11 protein-coding genes are annotated in these 18,033 nt (G+C 44.8%); 7 read left to right on the top strand and 4 right to left on the bottom strand.

Going from position 1 to position 18,033, the window contains the following annotated elements; translation table 11 throughout:
- Positions 1 to 314: 314 nt before the first annotated feature.
- On the bottom strand, positions 315 to 785 hold the full coding sequence (locus QUB20_RS16915; RefSeq protein ID WP_333247499.1) for a HetP family heterocyst commitment protein: 471 nt from the start codon (positions 783 to 785) through the stop codon (positions 315 to 317).
- A 59-nt stretch (positions 786 to 844) separates the two neighbouring features.
- The gene (locus QUB20_RS16910) at positions 845 to 2,653 is read right to left on the bottom strand and encodes an HlyD family efflux transporter periplasmic adaptor subunit (protein ID WP_333247501.1); all 1,809 of its coding nucleotides are present in this window, start codon (positions 2,651 to 2,653) and stop codon (positions 845 to 847) included.
- On the opposite strand from QUB20_RS16910, the gene QUB20_RS16905 reads away from it, so the two are divergent.
- Positions 2,653 to 2,802, top strand: coding sequence for a hypothetical protein (locus QUB20_RS16905; RefSeq protein ID WP_333054973.1), 150 nt, complete (start codon positions 2,653 to 2,655; stop codon positions 2,800 to 2,802). The two genes, QUB20_RS16910 and QUB20_RS16905, sit on opposite strands and share 1 nt — an antisense overlap.
- A 170-nt stretch (positions 2,803 to 2,972) precedes the next feature.
- On the opposite strand, the gene QUB20_RS16900 is transcribed toward QUB20_RS16905, so the two are convergent.
- Positions 2,973 to 6,140 carry an ABC transporter transmembrane domain-containing protein gene (locus tag QUB20_RS16900; RefSeq protein ID WP_333247503.1) on the bottom strand — a complete coding sequence of 1,056 codons (3,168 nt, stop codon included), beginning with the start codon at positions 6,138 to 6,140 and terminating at the stop codon, positions 2,973 to 2,975.
- Between the two features lie 728 nt (positions 6,141 to 6,868).
- Between QUB20_RS16900 and QUB20_RS28730 the strand changes: the two genes are divergently transcribed.
- From QUB20_RS28730 to QUB20_RS16875, 6 genes are all read left to right on the top strand, one after another.
- The gene (locus tag QUB20_RS28730; RefSeq protein ID WP_445299412.1) at positions 6,869 to 7,057 is read left to right on the top strand and encodes a DEAD/DEAH box helicase; all 189 of its coding nucleotides are present in this window, start codon (positions 6,869 to 6,871) and stop codon (positions 7,055 to 7,057) included.
- Between the two features lie 319 nt (positions 7,058 to 7,376).
- Positions 7,377 to 7,685, top strand: coding sequence for a UPF0175 family protein (locus QUB20_RS16895; protein ID WP_333247505.1), 309 nt, complete (start codon positions 7,377 to 7,379; stop codon positions 7,683 to 7,685).
- A gap of 411 nt (positions 7,686 to 8,096) precedes the next feature.
- Entirely contained in the window at positions 8,097 to 10,046 is a 1,950-nt protein-coding gene (locus QUB20_RS16890; RefSeq protein WP_333247507.1) for a long-chain fatty acid--CoA ligase, read from the top strand.
- Positions 10,047 to 10,197: 151 nt separating this feature from the next.
- Positions 10,198 to 10,638 (top strand): YlqD family protein, encoded by a 441-nt coding sequence (locus QUB20_RS16885; RefSeq protein ID WP_333054966.1) that lies wholly within the window; start codon positions 10,198 to 10,200, stop codon positions 10,636 to 10,638.
- 173 nt (positions 10,639 to 10,811) lie between these two features.
- Complete coding sequence (locus QUB20_RS16880) at positions 10,812 to 12,107, top strand: dihydrolipoamide acetyltransferase family protein (protein WP_333247524.1); 1,296 nt, start codon at positions 10,812 to 10,814, stop codon at positions 12,105 to 12,107.
- Between the two features lie 180 nt (positions 12,108 to 12,287).
- Positions 12,288 to 12,437 carry a hypothetical protein gene (locus QUB20_RS16875; RefSeq protein WP_333291504.1) on the top strand — a complete coding sequence of 50 codons (150 nt, stop codon included), beginning with the start codon at positions 12,288 to 12,290 and terminating at the stop codon, positions 12,435 to 12,437.
- A 198-nt stretch (positions 12,438 to 12,635) separates the two neighbouring features.
- Here QUB20_RS16875 and QUB20_RS16870 read toward each other — a convergent pair whose 3' ends face one another.
- Positions 12,636 to 17,936, bottom strand: a complete 5,301-nt coding sequence (locus QUB20_RS16870; protein WP_333247511.1) for an AAA family ATPase — start codon at positions 17,934 to 17,936, stop codon at positions 12,636 to 12,638.
- Between the last annotated feature and the right edge of the window lie 97 nt (positions 17,937 to 18,033).

The following is an 18,033-nucleotide window of genomic DNA, read 5'->3' as shown; positions in this document are numbered from 1 at the left end:
CTTTGTTTCGTCTGTAATCAATTTATCAAGGTTAACAAGGATTGTGTTGCCATTTTGGCAGAAGCTTTTTATGTCTCGGCTGAACAACCTTGTTTCCTTTGATATCCCTAATATAATCAGGACTTTTCCTGCCGTGTTGCCATTTTGGCAGATCGATCGCAAATCAGAATGTAAAGATAACTTGATGAAATTTTGTTAAGATCCGGGCCGAAAAATGTTGTGTGGCTACTAAAAAACCCGATCGCCCGCGGTGAGTCAACCAAAAAACTGGTACACCCAACGCCCGCAATCGGGTTGTCGATCTCTCGACTAAATTACTTACCCGCCAAATTAAACAAGCGCGTCTTAAATCCCGCAAAAAATCCTTGACTTGGAATTGGCAAACACTCAACCTTCGGCGTCGAGAGATATTGCCCTTCCTTGACTTCAAGTCCAAAACCTGCGGTATCTGAGTGCAACTCGGTAAAAGCCTCAGTTACATAACCCCCTCGAACTCCGGCTCGTTTTTCCCTCACCACTTCCACATAATCTAAATCAGCAATTTTACCCAATGCAGGCTTAGTTTCCGATTTACTCGACTTGCTGATTTGACTGTTTTCCTTAAGCAAGCGGTTGGAAGTACGGTAAGGGATATAGTCGAGGGGGTTGTAACCCGTGCACCGCAAAAGTAAAAAACAAGCCCAAGAATACTTTCCTGCCAGGATGGCTGAAATTATCTCATCCAATTGTTCTGGTTTGATTCCAACTTGGGAATGATTGGCAGAATGGTGAAATTGGGAAGTCATTATTTTATCCTGTTTTGTGTATAGAGAGTGACAAAGGACAACAACCACTTAACTAAGTTCTACAAACTCATGCCACCCTTTTGTAGCTGCTTGAGAGGGTCAAGCAAAATGTCGGCTATGCTGCGCTGGCGGATGACAATTTCCGCAGTAGCTGTTTGGCCAGCTTTGAGTTTCCAGGTTTGGTTTTTGGCTTTCACTGAGTCTCTATCGATACTCACTTCCACCCGGTAAAAAACACCCAATCGCTCGTCGGTTTTGGCATCCGGCGAAATAGATAAAACTTTTCCCGGAATCACGCCGTAATTTTGATAAGGAAAAGCATCGAATTTGACTTGCACCGGCATTCCGGTTTTGACAAATCCCGCTTCTCGGTTCGGCAAACTGACTTCCAGCACCAGAGGAGCGTGATTCGGAGTCATTTCTGCAATAGTTTGACCCGGTTGAACTACTTCGCCTTTGTTGTGAACGTTGAGTGCGGAAATCACTCCGCTGACGGGTGCGTAGAGAAATCTTTGTTTGAGCTTATTTTTTGCTTGATCGAGCAGGGTTTGGGTTTCGGCAATTTTGGATTTGACTTGATTTAATTGCATTTCCAACTGCTGAATTTTTTGCTCTTTTTCTAACTGCATTTGGCGCGCTGCGGCTTGTTTGCTGGCGGCTTCGGCTTGCAGTCGATCGACTTCTGCCAGTTGTTGAGTTAATTCACCTTGGGTTCTAGAAATGGCGCTAGTTCGATCGCGCAAATTTTGCTCGACTTCAAACAACCTTTCCTTAACCACGGTTGCATCAGACAGTTGACTCCTGATGGCAGCACTTTGCCTGTCGCGCACGGTTTGCTCGACTTCAAAGGCACGATCGTCAGCCTGAGTTGTCTCTCCCAACTGGCTTCTAATCACGGCATTTTCGCTTTCCCGCAGAGCTTCCTCAGCTTGAAACAATACGTCTTTTGACAGTGCTCCTTCATCTACCAAAGGTTTGAGACGCGCGATCCGCTCTTTGTGAGCCACCACTTTTGCTTGCAATTGCGACAGCAATTCTTGAGTCTTGCGTTGCAATGGTTTCACCTGATCGCGCCGCCCTTGCTGGGAGTTAATATCTGTTTTCAGTTGCGAGAGCAAGTCTTGCACATCCTTTTCCAGAGGTTTGAGCTGTTGTTGCCGCGCTTGCTGAGACACTACATCTGCTTGCAATTGCTCGATTTGAGACTGCGTGGTGGCCGCTGAAGCGCTAGCACGGGCGATCGCAGCTTCAGCCCCCCGCTGCTCTGCTGCAGCAATAGCTTGGCTCGCTTCAACTTCCAGTTTAGTTCTCTCGATCGAACTCATCTGCTGCACCAATTGAATTCGATCAGCGTCCAGAATTTTCTCAAGACGCTCCACCTCGCTCTCGGCATTCGACGGGTCTAATTCCGCCAATAATTGTCCAGCTTTGATTTTTTGACCTTCTTTGATAGCGAGGTTAATAATTTTTCCCGTCTCCGTCGGGTGAATTTTGTAAACAGCGCCTTTGGGAACTAATTTGCCCTGAGCATGACCAACCTCGTCAATTTTTCCCAAAGTTGCCCACGCTCCAAAAGCTACGGAAAAAACCATTCCTCCTAATATCAACCGCTGGGGAAAAGATACTGGTGGCTGGTCGAGTACCGAGTGCAAAGAAGTAGACCAATTATTCGCATCAGGCTGTCGTAACTGTAATTTTGCAATATTGATACCGTCATGAGTTTGAGAAGAGCGATTTTGAGATTCGACAACTTCTAAAGAGCGCTCTTTTTTTCGGATTTCGTTTTCTTGCCTAGAAGCTACGCCCCCATAAACTTCGCCTATTTCGTTAGGAGCGTGGCCTAATTCTTTGGCATCTTCTGAAAACATTGTCTTTCCTCCAAATTAGTCTGTTGACTGTTGGCAGTTGGGAGTTGTTAGGAGCTATCAGTCAGGAGTCAGAAGTAAGTGATATCATGTCCGGTCGAGCGATCGCGATTTTTGTAGGGGCTCCCCTCACCAACAATACCTGCCAATAATTGACAATCTCAAAAACCCGCCCGACCGGGATATTATGGTTAATCGATCGGACATGATATGAAAATTATCTTTAGCCTTGTCTTGCTAATGACTAATGACCAATGACTAATGACTAATGACCAATGACTAATGACTAATGACCAATAACTAATGACTAATGACTAATGACTTAAATATCGAGTTGTTGCTGAGCGAGGTGATAGTAAAGTCCGCGTTCAGCCATCAATTCATCGTGGTTGCCTTGTTCGGCTAAAATGCCTTTCTCTAGAACCAAAATGCGATCGGCATTACGCACCGTAGACAACCGGTGAGCGATAATAAACGAAGTGCGATCGCGACTAATTCGGGCGAGATTTTGCTGAAACCTGCGCTCAGATTCGGTATCCAGCGAAGAAGTTGCTTCATCCAAAACCAAAATCCGGGGATCGCCCAAAAGAGCGCGGGCGATCGCAATTCGTTGTCGCTGGCCCCCAGACAAACTCGTTCCCCTTTCCCCCACAGGAGTTTGATAACCCAGCGGCATATCTTGAATAAAAGCGTGAGCTTCTGCTAGCTTCGCCACTTCTATCGCCTGTTCCAAGCTTGCAGAAGCAGCATCGCTTCCGTTTTTATACAGCGTAATATTTTCCAAAATCGTTCCCGAAAACAAGAAACAATCTTGAGGAACAACACCCAACTGAACTCGCAGCGACTGCAAAGAAATGTGCCGAATATCGTGGCCGTCAATTGTCAGCCGCCCCTTTTCTGGATAATAGAAACCTTGCAGCAGCTTTACCAAAGTGCTCTTACCGGAACCGCTGCGGCCGACAATTGCCACAGTTTCTCCAGCTTGCACCTCAAAGGAAAGATTTTGCAGCGTATTGCGTTCCTCATCCTGAGCATAACGGAAAGAAACATTGTCAAACTTGACGTTTCCCTGAATGCGAGGCAGCACCAGCATTGGCTTGTAAGGGCTTTCTTCAGGTTGGGCAGAGAATACATCATCCAAACGCTCGATCGAAACCAGCACTTCTTGAAACTCATCCCAAAGTCCCACCACTGAAAGCACAGGAGAAATTACGCTCCCAATCATCATATTAAAAGCCACAAATTGACCGATCGTCAACTCGTCTTGAATCACCAGCATTGCACCGTACCACAGCAAAGCCGTACTCCCCAAAGTATTAATCCCACCCCCGATCACCTGCAAAGAATTAGCCAACTTCTGCCCGCGAAATTTAGCATTAATCAGGGAAGTTAATTGGTCTTCCCAGCGCCAGCGCATTTCTCGCTCAGCAGCAGTTGCCTTAACCGTCGCCACCCCAGTAATCATTTCCACCAAAGATGAATTTTGCTTGGCACTTTCGGTAAAAATCTCCCGCGACACTTTTCGCAGAAAGGGAGTTGCAACTAAAGTCAAAATCACGATCGGCGGAATCAACGCCAGCACCAACAACGCCAGACGCCAGTTATAGTAAACCATCAGTCCGATGTAAACCACAGCCATCAAAGCATCCAACCAAGCCGTAATAGCTTGGCGAGTCAAAAATGCCTGAATTTTTTGATTTTCCTGAACCCGCGTCAAGATATCACCCACCTGACGAGATTCAAAAAACTTAATCGGCAAAGTGAGAGTGTGACTGATAAAGCCGCTAATTAAAGTCAAGTCAATGCGGTTCGACAAATAATCCAGCAAATACTGTCTCGTTGCACCCAACAGCGTTCGCCAAACACTAAACAACAGCAGTCCGATCGCAAAAACGTGCAGAGTTACTACGCTTTTACTGACAACCACTTGATCGAGAATTACTTGGGTAAATAGGGGAGTAACTAAACCAAATAATTGGAGCAACAAGGAGAGGATCAGAATTTGGGCGATCGCAGCCCGGTAGGGCCAGACTATGCCTACAAAATTTTTAAGTTTGATACCTTGATGTTCGGCAGTGTGATTGCGGTATAGTTCCGCTGTCGGGTCTAAAATTAGGGCGTACCCAGTCCAATTTTCGGTAAAATTTTTAATGCTCATCCACCGCTTGCCCGCAGCCGGATCAGCCACTAAAACCTGTTGATTTTTAAAGCGATAAACTGCCACGTAGTGATTGCCTTGCCAGTGAGCAATCCAGGGATTTTGATTTCGCAGCGGAGTTAAAGAAGCTCGCACGGGACGGGTTTGAAATCCCATCCTTTCCGCTGCTTTTGCCAGACTCTTGAGCGACGCGCCACTGCGGCCGATTTCTGCCAATTCCCGCAAGTAATTTAGGCTGAATTTCTTACCCCAATATTCGCTAATCATGGCTAAGCAAGTAGCTCCACAATCTGCTGAACTCTGTTGTTGAATGAATGGGTGTCTGCTGATAAACCAGCGCCGCTGCTTGGGTTTGGGAAAGCTGATGATTCCGGTTGCGGGTTTTTGCCGATCGACTGCGGTTAATTTTGATGGCTCGGTTTGTGAGGTAGAGCTGGCCTTTTGGGGCGGCGTTACTAAGCTTAAGATTGGAGGTTTGCGGATGATTTTAGGGCGGGAATTGCTTTCGGAACTAATTGTGGCGTTGGCGATTTCCCACTGTTCGCTGCTAAGCTGGTAAATTATCAGGTCTGTTACCGCTATCCAGTCGCTCTTTACATCTGAATGTTCCCATTTACTGCCGAGAATTGGCGGTGCTTGACCTTGAATTTGACCGCTGCGGAGCCAAAAATGATTGTTGGAGTTTTGGCAGTGCTCGGTGAGGGAAACTCCGGCAGGAATTCGGATTTCTTCTATGTAAGGAAGTAAGTGGGGCCACAGAAGCTGTTGTTTGTGGGGAGGGAGCGATCGCAAATCTGTTTGTGTCTTGAAAAATATTAACCGCTGTCGCTCTTGAAATTCTTGCCGCCAGTGCTGTTGCAGTTGCTGGAATTCTTCTAAAATCAGCTCCAATGTGGTGGCCGTAATTCGACCGATTTGGCAAGTGCCAGCCGCAATTGCCCTGTAAGGCAGTCCGCTTTCAATAAATAGGTTATCTGTCCCAAATATTGCTCCGACTTCCAGTACCACCGCCGAAATTTCCTGCTGTTGCGACGCTTCTACCGCTAGCAGCCTGACTCTTCCCTCGCAAACTAAATAAAAATTGCGTGAAGCGAAGCTATCCCGTAGGGAATCGCTCTGTTCTTTTTCAAGGAAATTGTTGCTATCTGATGTTTGATATTGAGTGATTTCATCTCCGAGTTGAAACTCGCAAATTTCACAGGCTGTATTTAATTTCGCCACTAAAGTCTGCCCTGCACCGACTTCCTCGAAAATTTTCTGAATAGCCGGGAAATTTTCCAAGGCTTCTGGGGTTTTAAAAATTTGATTTCCCACCCCTAATTTTTTTTTCATAACTTACCCTGTCAAAAAGTTGTTTCATTTTTTTTGAATGGCAACTAACCCGGTTATGAGCGATTTTTATTGGTTTAGTTGCAACCTAGTTGGCTTACAAACTGTTTGTCGATATGTCCGACTAACACCTCTTAGTTACGGCATCCCTTCAACGCCTTTAGGATATATAAAATTGCGTTTTTTCAGGATTTTGTGGTGATTACGTAAGTGTGGTTTTGGCTGGCTCTCAGTTTAACTTACAGAATCGTGGTTTTGGCTACCTTTAAGGGCAATCTTTACGTAATCTTTATAAACCTACAGTAATTATACGGATATTTGTGAAGATTTTGTGAAGCTGGGCGAGGCAGGTGTTGTGTCCGGTATACGTATATATACACAGAAATTGACATTCACAACTCAAAAACCATCAATTTTCGACGCTTGTTTGTGAAATCCAGGGCCGGATCGTGGTAAAGAAATATTGATGGCTGTTAATTTGTAGCAGCAATTCAAGCAATTAATTGACCCTCTGGTCTGGGTATATAACGGATTAAAGTAAGATGGAAAGTTTTGCTATTGATAACGGTCTTCCATTTGGGGGTGACTTCTGTGATGGCCTAAACCCATCACTATCGCTACCCATCACTATCAATCTAAACCCCGATTAAAAGTATCGGTTTCTCTGCTTAAGGAATTTTGTGCGATCGCACTCAGTGTCTTGGTTCTCCAAAAGCATGGAATAGTGTAGAATCCAACAACCAACTCAGGAAATTGTCGAACCTGCTTTACAAAAACTGGATATGATGATTGTCATCCCGACGGGCGGTGGCAAGTCTTTGTATTTTCAATTATCGACACTGTTGAAAGCAGGATTGATAATCGTGGTTTGGCCGTTAATTGCTCTGATACAATACCAGATAGTTGCGATAAGTCATTAACTATGCAGAATCCAGCGATTGCCGCCGCAAAATCTAGTTAAATTATTTTGGGGATGGGAGGAAGGGTACTTTTCGGCACATCTTAGCCCTATCATCTGTTGTTGAATTCACCCTATTTCATGCCGCTTCACCTGAGTTGTGCTCAGTCAAGGCAACTGCTAGTAATTGAGCAGCCTGCACGTTACTCATTGCGACTTCCCAAATGCCTTTTGCACAATAGCTGTAAAAGTTAGGAACAGGCAGAAACAATGAATCAAAGTTTAATGAATCTGTAAGATCGCACTTCAGAGACAATTGAAATTAAAATGTACTATAAATCATGCAAATTACGATCGACCTTCCCGACAATCTCCCCCTGACTGAAGCCGATGTGAGGATAGAATTGGCGATCGTACTTTATCAGCAGCACAGCCTCAGTCTCGATCGATCCGCTCAACTTGCTGTAATGTCTGTGGACGACTTCTACCAACTATTAATCAGTCGCCATATTGTCACCCCGCCCGCAGATCCCGATGACGAACCCACCGAAATCGTCCTAGCCAGTCTCCGTAACTCCCTCCAGCAAATTAAAGAAGGCAAATTACATCCTATTTCCGAACTGTGGGAGGGGATTATCCATCGCGTTTGAAAAAGTAACCAAATTCATAATAATGCTAGACCGATCGCACTAAAAGTAACTACTATTAACTTTCGTAAATTTATGTGTTTCTGTGCAACTACAGCATATTCCAGGTTGATGAAGTACAGTAGCCGCTAAATTTATATTGTGTGATTTTAATATGTAGGGTGCGGATCTGGGACCTTTTAAATGGAACTTGCAGATTGTTGGTGGCGACGCACCGATGCTTACTACAAGATTGTGTGTACCGCAGATACATAGAATATGCTGTATAAGTTCCATCATCTTGCATCTCTAATTGTCCGAATAGATAATGGCAGGTTGGCAAACTGTCACGAGACTGCCAGATAGTTCTAAAATAACTGTGATATTAAACTTATAGCCAATAACTTTATCTGCACAAACTCAGGAAAATACCTTATGAACAGCACAGCATCTTACGCATCATCTCAAATGGCAGATCGCGAACGCGCGAACCTCAGCAAGCTAATCGATTACAGTTCCATTCGATCGATACCCGAAATTTGGGCGATCGTCAAACAAAAATTCGGTCAAACCGTCGCCCTCCACGACCCCCACACCCAGCCAGAAATCAAACTCACCTACACCGACCTGTACCAGCAAATCCAGCAATTCGCCGCCGGCTTACAAGCCCTAGGCATCGAACCAAATCCCGAAGAAGCAGTCCCTCCCCGCGTCGCCCTCTTCGCAGACAACAGTCCCCGCTGGCTGATAGCCGACCAAGGTATCATGATGGCCGGGGGCGCCAACGCCGTTCGAGGCGCCACCGCCGACCCCGAAGAACTCCTGTACATCATCCAAGACAGCGGCAGCACCGCCTTGGTAGTCGAAAACCTGGCATTACTCAAAAAACTGCAACACCGCCTCCCAGATTTGCCCATCCAACTCATCGTCCTCCTCTCCGACGAAGAACCGGAAACCAGCCAAACCCTAAGCACAGTCAAATTTTCCCAAGTGATGACCACAGGGGCAAACCGTCCCCTCAAACCCACCAACCACAAGCCTCAAACCCTTGCCACCCTCCTCTACACCAGCGGCACCACCGGCAAACCCAAAGGCGTCATGCTGACTCACGGCAACCTCCTGCACCAACTCAACACCTTGGGCACAATTCTCCAGCCCGAAGGCGGCGACGGCGTCCTCAGCATTCTGCCCAGTTGGCACGCCTACGAACGCAGCGTCGAATACTTCCTGCTTTCCCAAGGATGCACGCAAATTTACACCAATATTCGCTATTTCAAACAAGACTTTAAAACTTACAAACCCCAGTACATGGTCAGCGTTCCGCGCATCTGGGAATCGATTTATGAGGCCGTACAAAAGCAATTTCGGGAACAGCCGCCTAACAAACAAAAATTGGTGAATTTCCTGTTATCTGCCAGCCAGCAATACATCGAGAACCGCCGCATTTCCCAAGGATTAACTCTCAGTTTGAAACCGGCTTCTGCTTCCGAAAAACTAATCGCCCGCATCAAAAGCATTCTGTGGTCGCCCGTACACGGCCTGGCAGAAAAATTGGTTTACAAAAAAGTCAGGGAAGCTACAGGGGGACGCTTAAAATGGGCAATTAGCGGCGGCGGTTCTTTGGCAACGCATTTAGACAATTTCTTTGAAATAGCGAATATCGGTTTGTTGGTGGGATATGGTTTAACCGAAACGTCCCCGGTTTTAACTGTGCGCCGCCCTTGGCACAATCTTAAAGGTTCCGCTGGACAGCCCATTGCCCATACGGAAATTAAAATAGTAGACCCAGAAACCAGACAGCAACTGCCCACAGGCCAGCGCGGCTTAGTATTGGCGCGCGGGCCGCAAATCATGGCAGGTTATTATCTTAATCCCCAAGCGACTGCCAAGGCGATCGACTCCGAAGGCTGGTTCGACACCGGCGATTTGGGCTGGCTGACACCGGGAAACGACTTAATCTTGACCGGGCGGGCCAAAGATACGATCGTCCTCACCAACGGCGAAAACATCGAACCCCAGCCCATAGAAGACGCCTGCGTCCGCAGCCCCTACATCGACCAAATTATGCTAGTAGGTCAAGACCAGAAATCCGTCGGCGCCTTAATTGTCCCCAATGCAGAAGCCGTGCAGAAATGGGCAGAAACTCAAAATCCCCCCTTACACGAAATTGACTGGAATAGCAAGACAATTCAAGATTTATTTCGCAAAGAATTGAACCGAGAGGTGCAAAATCGCCCTGGATACCGCGCGGACGATCGCATCGGCCCGTTCCGCTTGATTCAGGAGCCATTTTCGATCGAGAATGGAATGTTGACCCAGACCCTGAAAATTAAGCGCCCGGTTGTGACGCAACACTACCGCGATATGATTGACGGGATGTTTTGAAATATTCGCTGGACTTGGGGAATGGAAAAGAAAAAATTATCCCAACACCCGAGTCCCGATTCCGAGTCCTCAGTCCTGGGCCATTAGTTCAGGTTTACCAACTAATGACTCATGACTAATGCCTAATTCCTAATTGACAAGCAACAACTTTATGGAACCACAATTACTCTTGAAGCGATCGATTAACGTTAAAGTCGTCGTTACTCCTCGCTGGAAAGAAGAAGCTCAACAGCAACTCCAAGCCCAAATCAACCAAATAGACTCTCAGCTACAACAGTTAGAAATGCAAGGGCAGCGGATGATTTCAGAAATCCAAAAGTCAAATTTGCAGCCCCCAGGCCCGCAAGTAATGCAGCAAATAGAAAACATTCAAGTGCAGGTGAATCAAAGAAAAAGCGAACTGCTAGAACAGAAAAACCAAAACCTGCAACAGCTTCAGCAAGTGCAGGTGCTAGACCTGGAACAAGAAGTGAGTCAAGGTCAAATTGACGGCACATTCACTGTCGGGCTGGGAGAAAACTTGATTCAAAAAATGCAAGTAGAAATTCTCCTCCGCGACGGCATAGTCGAAGAAATTCGAGGTGATATTTAGAAATTGGTAAGTGGTAATTGGCGATCGGTAATTGGCAATTGATTTTGAGTCAACAGTCACACATCAAGAATGCGAGACACTGGCATAATAATAAGTATTGCCAGTGGCCGATCGCCAATGCTCAATTGCCAAATACCGATTACCTATTACCAACACAAAAGGACTTTTTACAGATGATTCGCGAAGTTTTCATGCCAGCCCTGAGTTCTACCATGACAGAGGGCAAAATTGTTTCCTGGGTCAAATCCGCCGGAGACAAAGTAGAAAAAGGCGAAACGGTGGTAGTCGTTGAATCCGACAAAGCCGACATGGATGTCGAGTCTTTCTACGAAGGCTATTTAGCAATAATTATCGTACCTGCAGGCGAAGTAGCTCCGGTGGGGGCGGCAATCGCCCTGGTAGCAGAAACAGAAGCCGAAATCGCCGCAGCTCAGCAGCAAGGAGCAGCCGCCCCAACCGCAGCAGCAGCCCCTGCTCCCAGCCCCGCTCCTGCGATCGCAGCTACATCCTCAGCAGGTTTACAGCAAAATGTTAGTCGCCAAAACGGCCGCAGCGTCGTTTCTCCCCGCGCTCGCAAATTAGCCAAAGAGTTTAAAGTAGATTTGAATTCTATCAAAGGCAGCGGGCCCAACGGTCGCATTGTCGCAGAGGATGTGGAAGCAGCAGCCGGCAAAGCCCAACCCGCTCCGGTTCAACAACCGGTAACAGTCCCCGCAGCACCCGCACCGGCATCTGCAGCACCCGCCCCCGCAGCAGCCAAACCCGCACCCGCACCAGTCCCGGCGATCGCACTTTCGGGCCAAAAAGTACCGATGAATGCGCTGCAAAATGCGGTGGTGCGGAATATGGAAGCAAGTTTGAGCGTGCCTTCTTTCCGCGTCGGTTACACAATTACTACTGATAATCTGGACAAACTCTACAAACAAATTAAGTCGAAGGGCGTCACGATGACGGCTATGCTGGCGAAGGCTGTAGCTGTAACTTTACAAAAACATCCTCTGCTGAATGCTTCTTATGTGGAGTCGGGAATTCAATACCGCGCTGATATTAATGTGGCGGTAGCGGTGGCGATGGATGGCGGTGGTTTGATTACGCCGGTGTTGCAAAATGCCGATCGCCTCGATATTTATTCGCTCTCCCGCACTTGGAAGGATTTAGTCGATCGCGCCCGCACCAAGCAGTTAAAGCCTGATGAATACAGCACGGGAACTTTTACTCTTTCCAATTTGGGAATGTTTGGAGTAGACAAGTTTGACGCGATTTTGCCGCCGAATCAAGGCTCGATTTTGGCGATCGGCTCTTCGCGGCCGCAAGTAGTGGCAAATGAAGATGGTTTGATGGGAGTGAAGCGCCAAATGCAGGTGAATATTACTTGCGATCACCGGATTATTTACGGTGCTGATGCTGCGTCTTTCTTGCAAGATTTAGCGAAGTTGATTGAGACAAATCCTCAGTCTTTGACGCTTTAGCGATCGTCCTAAATCTCCCTTTTACTGTTATTGGCAGGAAAGGGGGATTTAGACTTAGCTTTTAATGAGATGTCTAATTTTGGAATGATTTAACCGCAGAGACCGCAGAGGACACAGAGGAAGAGAAGAGAGAGATCAATAATTCCGATACCAACGGATTTGATATTACTCGTTAATACGATGAAAGTGCAAGTTTTGTCTGTTCAACCTGCGATTAGCCCTAATACTCGCGAGGTTTTGCTGTCAGTTGGTACGGATACACACAAATTTCTTTTACCGGAGGCAGTCGCGGCATTGGGGCTGCGATCGAAAGCAGTGTTTGACCCGTGAAAGCGCTGATGTTGCCTTTGATTATACCAATTCGCCCGATCGCCCAACTTAGCACAGACGTAGCGCTCAGCTTTCGATCGCACCTTCCTGAGTCCGCGCACCATTTCCCAAATTGTTGGGCGTGAAGTCGGTTTCGATCGTCGGACGCTCAAACAATTTACCAATTACCAATTACTAATTACCAATTACAAACTTGCGTTATTTCTGTTTTAGGACTACCAACGTAATGTCGTCAAAAACTTTATGTTTGTCAATATGTTGCCGCAGATCATCAATTACTGCTTGTCGAATTTCTTCAGCGGTTTTCTGGCGATTTTCTTTGGTCACTTGGCACAATCTTTCTATGCCGTAATACACTTTATTTATATTTATAGCTTCGGTAATTCCATCTGTGTAAAGCACTACTACATCCCCTGGATTAAGATGCACTTGAATTTGGGAAACAAAATCAGCAATATCTTCCTCTAATCCCAGAGGAAAGCCGAGTTCCATTGTATCGATCCGTTCGATGTTACCATCAGTACGGACTACAATTATTTCTTCATGTTGACCGCTGAGGCTGAAGTTACTATCTTGATAATCTAACAAAGCCAAGGTCATGTTTCTAGACGAGTCTATGCGCTCGATATTGGCATAAAGGGTGCGGTTTAACACATCAAGAAACTTCACCGGATCGGTTTCGTTCATTTGTTGGAGAGTGCGGACGGCGGTTTGCGCCATAATCATTAATACGCCACTTTCTAAACCATGTCCCGTAACATCGCCGATGCTAATTTTTACCCGATCATTTTGGGTTAGTACGTCGTAGTAGTCGCCACCCACTTCATCGGCAGGTTCCATATATCCAGCTATTTCTAATCCTTTAATTTTATCTAGTTCTGATTGTTTGGGCAAGATCATTTGTTGCAGTCGTTTGGTGACTTCTAACTCAGCACTGAGGCGGATGTTTTCGGCTTTAAGTTTGTTGTTGAGGTCGCTAATTTCCTGGTTTGCTTGGGCGAGTTGGGCGGTGCGTTGTTGCACTTTATCTTCTAAAGTTTGATAGAGGCGGGCATTTTCGATGGAGATCGCAGCTTGGGCGGAAATGATGTTGAGGACTTCTAGGCGATCGCGCGTAAAAGCCCCCGCTGTTAAATTATTTTCTAGGTATAAGATGCCTACCAACTTACCTTGATTGATCAGGGGGCTACACAAAATAGATTTAGGTCGCTGCTGAATAATATACGGGTCAGAGGCAAACCTGCTTTTATTCGTTGCATCATCGATCGCAACAGTTTCTTGCGTGCGTTCTACATAATTAACCAGGGAGATAGGAATCTCTTGACTTTCAGTCGCTGACTTGGATATTAATTGACATCGTTCACCCGTACATTGAGCTTCAATTGTCCACTTACCTGCTGGGTCAGGTATGATAAAATAAAACTTTTCTGCTCCCGCGTTTTCCAGCAAGACTTGCATCAAGTTCGAGAGTAACTTATCTAAATTAACTTCCCCTGAGAGCGCTTGGGAGGCTTTGATAATTGTTGATAAATCCAGCTCGTTTGCAGCACCTGAACTGGTAGAAGTGACAGTGGTTCTGCTCTGAACCATCGTTTCGTCTCTTCCACTCGTCAGGCTATTTTTCCTACCGACGATAGGTGCGAGTAATTCAGCATGGCGCTCTTCTAAATCTTTAACTTTTGCCTTTGCTCCCCAGCGAATATAAGCATAGTAAGCGTCTATCATGTAGGTACGCGCTACTTTCTGACGACCTAATGCTAAATAGAATTCTCCAGCTAATTCATTGGCAAGGGCTTCGTGCTGAACGTATCCATTTTCCTTGGCTCCATCAATCGCCCGGTCGTAATATTCCATTGCTGAAAAAGATTGCCCCAAGACGCGGGCTTTTTCGGCCTCTACTAAGTCATACTTATGCTGGGAATTGGCTGGGCAATGTAACGCCCAATTTTTTATGCTTTTCTGAGTTTCTTCTACTTGGTTGAGGTATTCTTGTTTCTTTTCTTCCTCTCCTGAATCTTCCTGAGCATACTGGGCTAAAAGAAGCAGACCATAGTAAAAAGTATGTTCAATAAAACTAATATTTGATTGAACGTAACCTGAATATTTCAACCCCTCTCTTGCAAAATCGATAGCTTCTTCATACTGCTTAAACAAATAGCAAACTACAGTTTTGGCAAAATAAAGCCTGAACAAGCAAATGAAATTCTTTACTTCTCTTAAATAAGAGATAGCTTTTTCCTCATTTAATATGCTGCCCATCAAGAGCAGCTTATTATCTGTCATCCCCCTTAAATTTTCTACTAATTGACCGAGGATTTTGAGTAAATATAACTGGTGTTCTTGGGACAATCTCTCTGCCAAGTCAATATATAGTTTTTGCTGTTCTTGCACGTAGTCTAGATGCTCTGCCTTAAAAAATAAATGCGAGCAATAGTAATCAGCAGCATGACAAGCATATTCTATATCTCCAAATTCTAAGCCGCTATTAATTGCTTGACGAAGGGCTTCTATCGTTTCCCTAGTATGCTTTTTGAGGTGGATAATACCGATGGAAACATTAACTAAAACTTTAGAACGAAACTCTCTAGCATCTAACTTCTCTAATAGCTGCAAAGCCAGTTGCCCCAGTTGATAGGATAAATTTATATCTGAGAATAGCCAAGATACGAATATACCGTAAATAGAATAGCCGTAAGTAGATTGCGGCGAATTCCCGTACTGACGAGAAAGTTCCACCATAGTATATATAATAGGTAGCGATAGCGGGCTTTCTGCAAAGCAAGCAGGTGGGAATATAAGAACTAAAAGCTGCATAGCAGCCCGCTTGTAGGGTTCGCTCATTTCAGGCAGGTTTGCTAACTCCTCAATATTGAGTTCTTGCGGGGGTGATTCATATAGGGTCACTCCTAGCATCTTTAGAACTTGCAGTCCGGCATCTAAGCCATCATTATTTTGATTTTTAGCGAGGTAAATTCTAATTTTCAGTACGTATAACTTGACTTGTTCGAGGATGGTTTTGACTTTTTGGAGAGCGCGATCGCACAAAATTTCCGCTCGTTCTAAATTGGCATTGAGATATTCGGCTTCCGCCGCTTCCCGATAAAAATTAAATGTCACATCGTATCTACTTTCCCAGCTATCTTGGCTCAGGAGTTCTATACCTACATTCAAATAATTAACAGCGGCTTCATATGCAGTAGCTGCCTTCGCTTTCTGTCCAGCAATCAGGTTTAATTGGGCTAACTCATCTTTTTCTGACTGATTAGTTAGCAAATCTGTGCCAAAATTCAGTTGGTTAACCAGAGCAAAAATATTATCTTTTCGCTCTTGCTGTGTTGTATTATTCAGCAACAGTTGACCAATTTTCAGGTGAGTGGCTTTTTTGTCTGACTCTGGAATCAAAGAATAAGCAGCTTGCTGCACCCGGTCATGCAAAAATTTGTAGTCAACTTTGATATCGCGTATAGATGCCAACTCTTCCTGGGCAAATACTAGAGGAATTTTGTAATTTTCAGACAGCGGCAGAATCAAACCCGCTTGCATTGCTTCCCACAAATGAGCAGCCGTCGCTAAGTTTGATTCTTCATTGACAATTGATAAAACTTCTAAATTAAATTGGTTGCCGATACAAGCCGCTAGTTTTAATAATTTCTGGGTTGTTTCTGGGAGTTTGCGAATATTTCTGGCAACCAGTTCAACAATATTGAAATCTGCGATACCAATTGCTTGGATTTGTTGAATATCCCACTCCCAGCGGTCTGTATCTACTTGATAAACCAGCAGATTTTCCGAGTACAGGGTTTTGAGTAGCTGCGTTAAGAAAAACGGATTGCCTTGGGTTTTATTAAAAAGTAATTCAGAAAAAACTTTAATTTTGTCTGAGTTTACGCTGGCATCGAGAGTGTCGGCGATTAATTGGTTGACGCTATCCAAAGCCAGCGCCTGAATGGTGATATTATTCACCACCGTTTCAGTTTCTTGAATTTTTTCTATTGTCTGAATTAAAGGATGAACGGGACTGACTTCGTTATCTCGATAAGCTCCAATCGTTAATAAATATTTGCTATCTGGGTCAGTGACTAAGAGTTGGATTAACTTTAGAGATGCCGAATCTGCCCATTGTAAATCGTCTAGGAATATGACTAGCGGGTGTTCTGGTTGACAAAAAACGCGAATAAATTGTTGAAATACCCGATTAAATCTGTTTTGGGATTCCGATGAACCCAGTTGAGGAACTTCAGGCTGTTTACCGATAATTAGTTCGACTTCCGGGATAACATCAATAATAACTTGACTGTTATTATCTAGCGCCTTTAATAAGTTTTCTTTCCAAATAGCAATCTGTTCGGAACTTTCGGTTAATAGCTGACGAACTAATTCTTGAAATGCTTGGATTAACGCCGCATAGGGAATATTGCGCTTAAACTGGTCAAACTTACCCGCAATAAAATATCCCCTAGCTGCTACAATTGGTTTATGAACTTCATTGACGATTGAAGTTTTACCAATCCCGGAATAACCGGAAACTAACATCATTTCGGTAGCACCGAGGCTGACTCGTCCAAAGGCATCTAGAAGAATTTGGACTTCGGTTTCTCTACCATAAAGCTTCTGGGGAATTAGTAATTGGTTGCCGCGATCGCGTTGACCGATGGGAAAATTTTCAATCTTTCCAGTTGTCTGCAATTGCTGCAAACAAGTTTCCAGGTCAAATTTTAATCCCGCCGCACTTTGATATCGATCTTCCGCATTTTTTGCTAACAGTTTCATCACAATATCTGAAACCGCTTGAGGAATTTCTGCTACCTCTTTAGGTGGGACGGGTTGTTTGGCAATATGAGAGTAAACCAACTCCATCGGATCGGTGGTAGTAAATGGCAACTGGTTGGTCAGCATTTCATAGAAAGTCACTCCCAAAGAGTAGAAGTCGGTGCGGTAGTCAATTGCTCGATTCATCCTTCCCGTTTGTTCGGGTGACATATAAGCGAGAGTCCCTTCTAGCAAGTTGGGATTGCTAATGCTTTGGTTTTTCAATTCCAAGCGCGATGAAATACTAAAGTCAGTCAGTTTTACTTTTCCGGTCGCTGGATTGATAATGATATTTGAGGGCTTAATGTCTTTGTGAATTATCGGTACTTGATGGAGATAGATCAAAGTTTCGGATAGAGCGATCGCTACCCTCAGCAACTCGGTTATTGACAGGTTATTGGCTGCCATAAAATGATAAAGGGATAGACCCCCAAAATCTTCTAATATTAGCGCTAAACTATTCTGATAATTTTCTAAGTTGTAAGTTTTGACAATTCCTTCACACTCTAAATTTTGAGTAATTATAAATTCTTGCCTTAAATTGGTGATTTGTTCAAGGCTAGGATAATCATATTTAATAATTTTAATGATAACTGGTTGTCTGTAACCATCTTTTTTAGCTCTATATACAACAGTCCTTACTCCTTCGTAAATTTTTTCTATAATTTCGTATCCCGAAAGAACTATCATATTTTTACTTTCCTTTCTTGTTTGATTTTTTTAAATAGTGTATAGGAACCAAGAAGCCCACTGCCAAAAGCGCGATCGCGCTTTTGGCAGGTGAGTT

The organism is Microcoleus sp. B4-C2 (genome assembly GCF_036705265.1).
Lineage (GTDB): Bacteria > Cyanobacteriota > Cyanobacteriia > Cyanobacteriales > Microcoleaceae > Microcoleus.
This window is presented reverse-complemented; position numbering and strand designations above follow the sequence as displayed.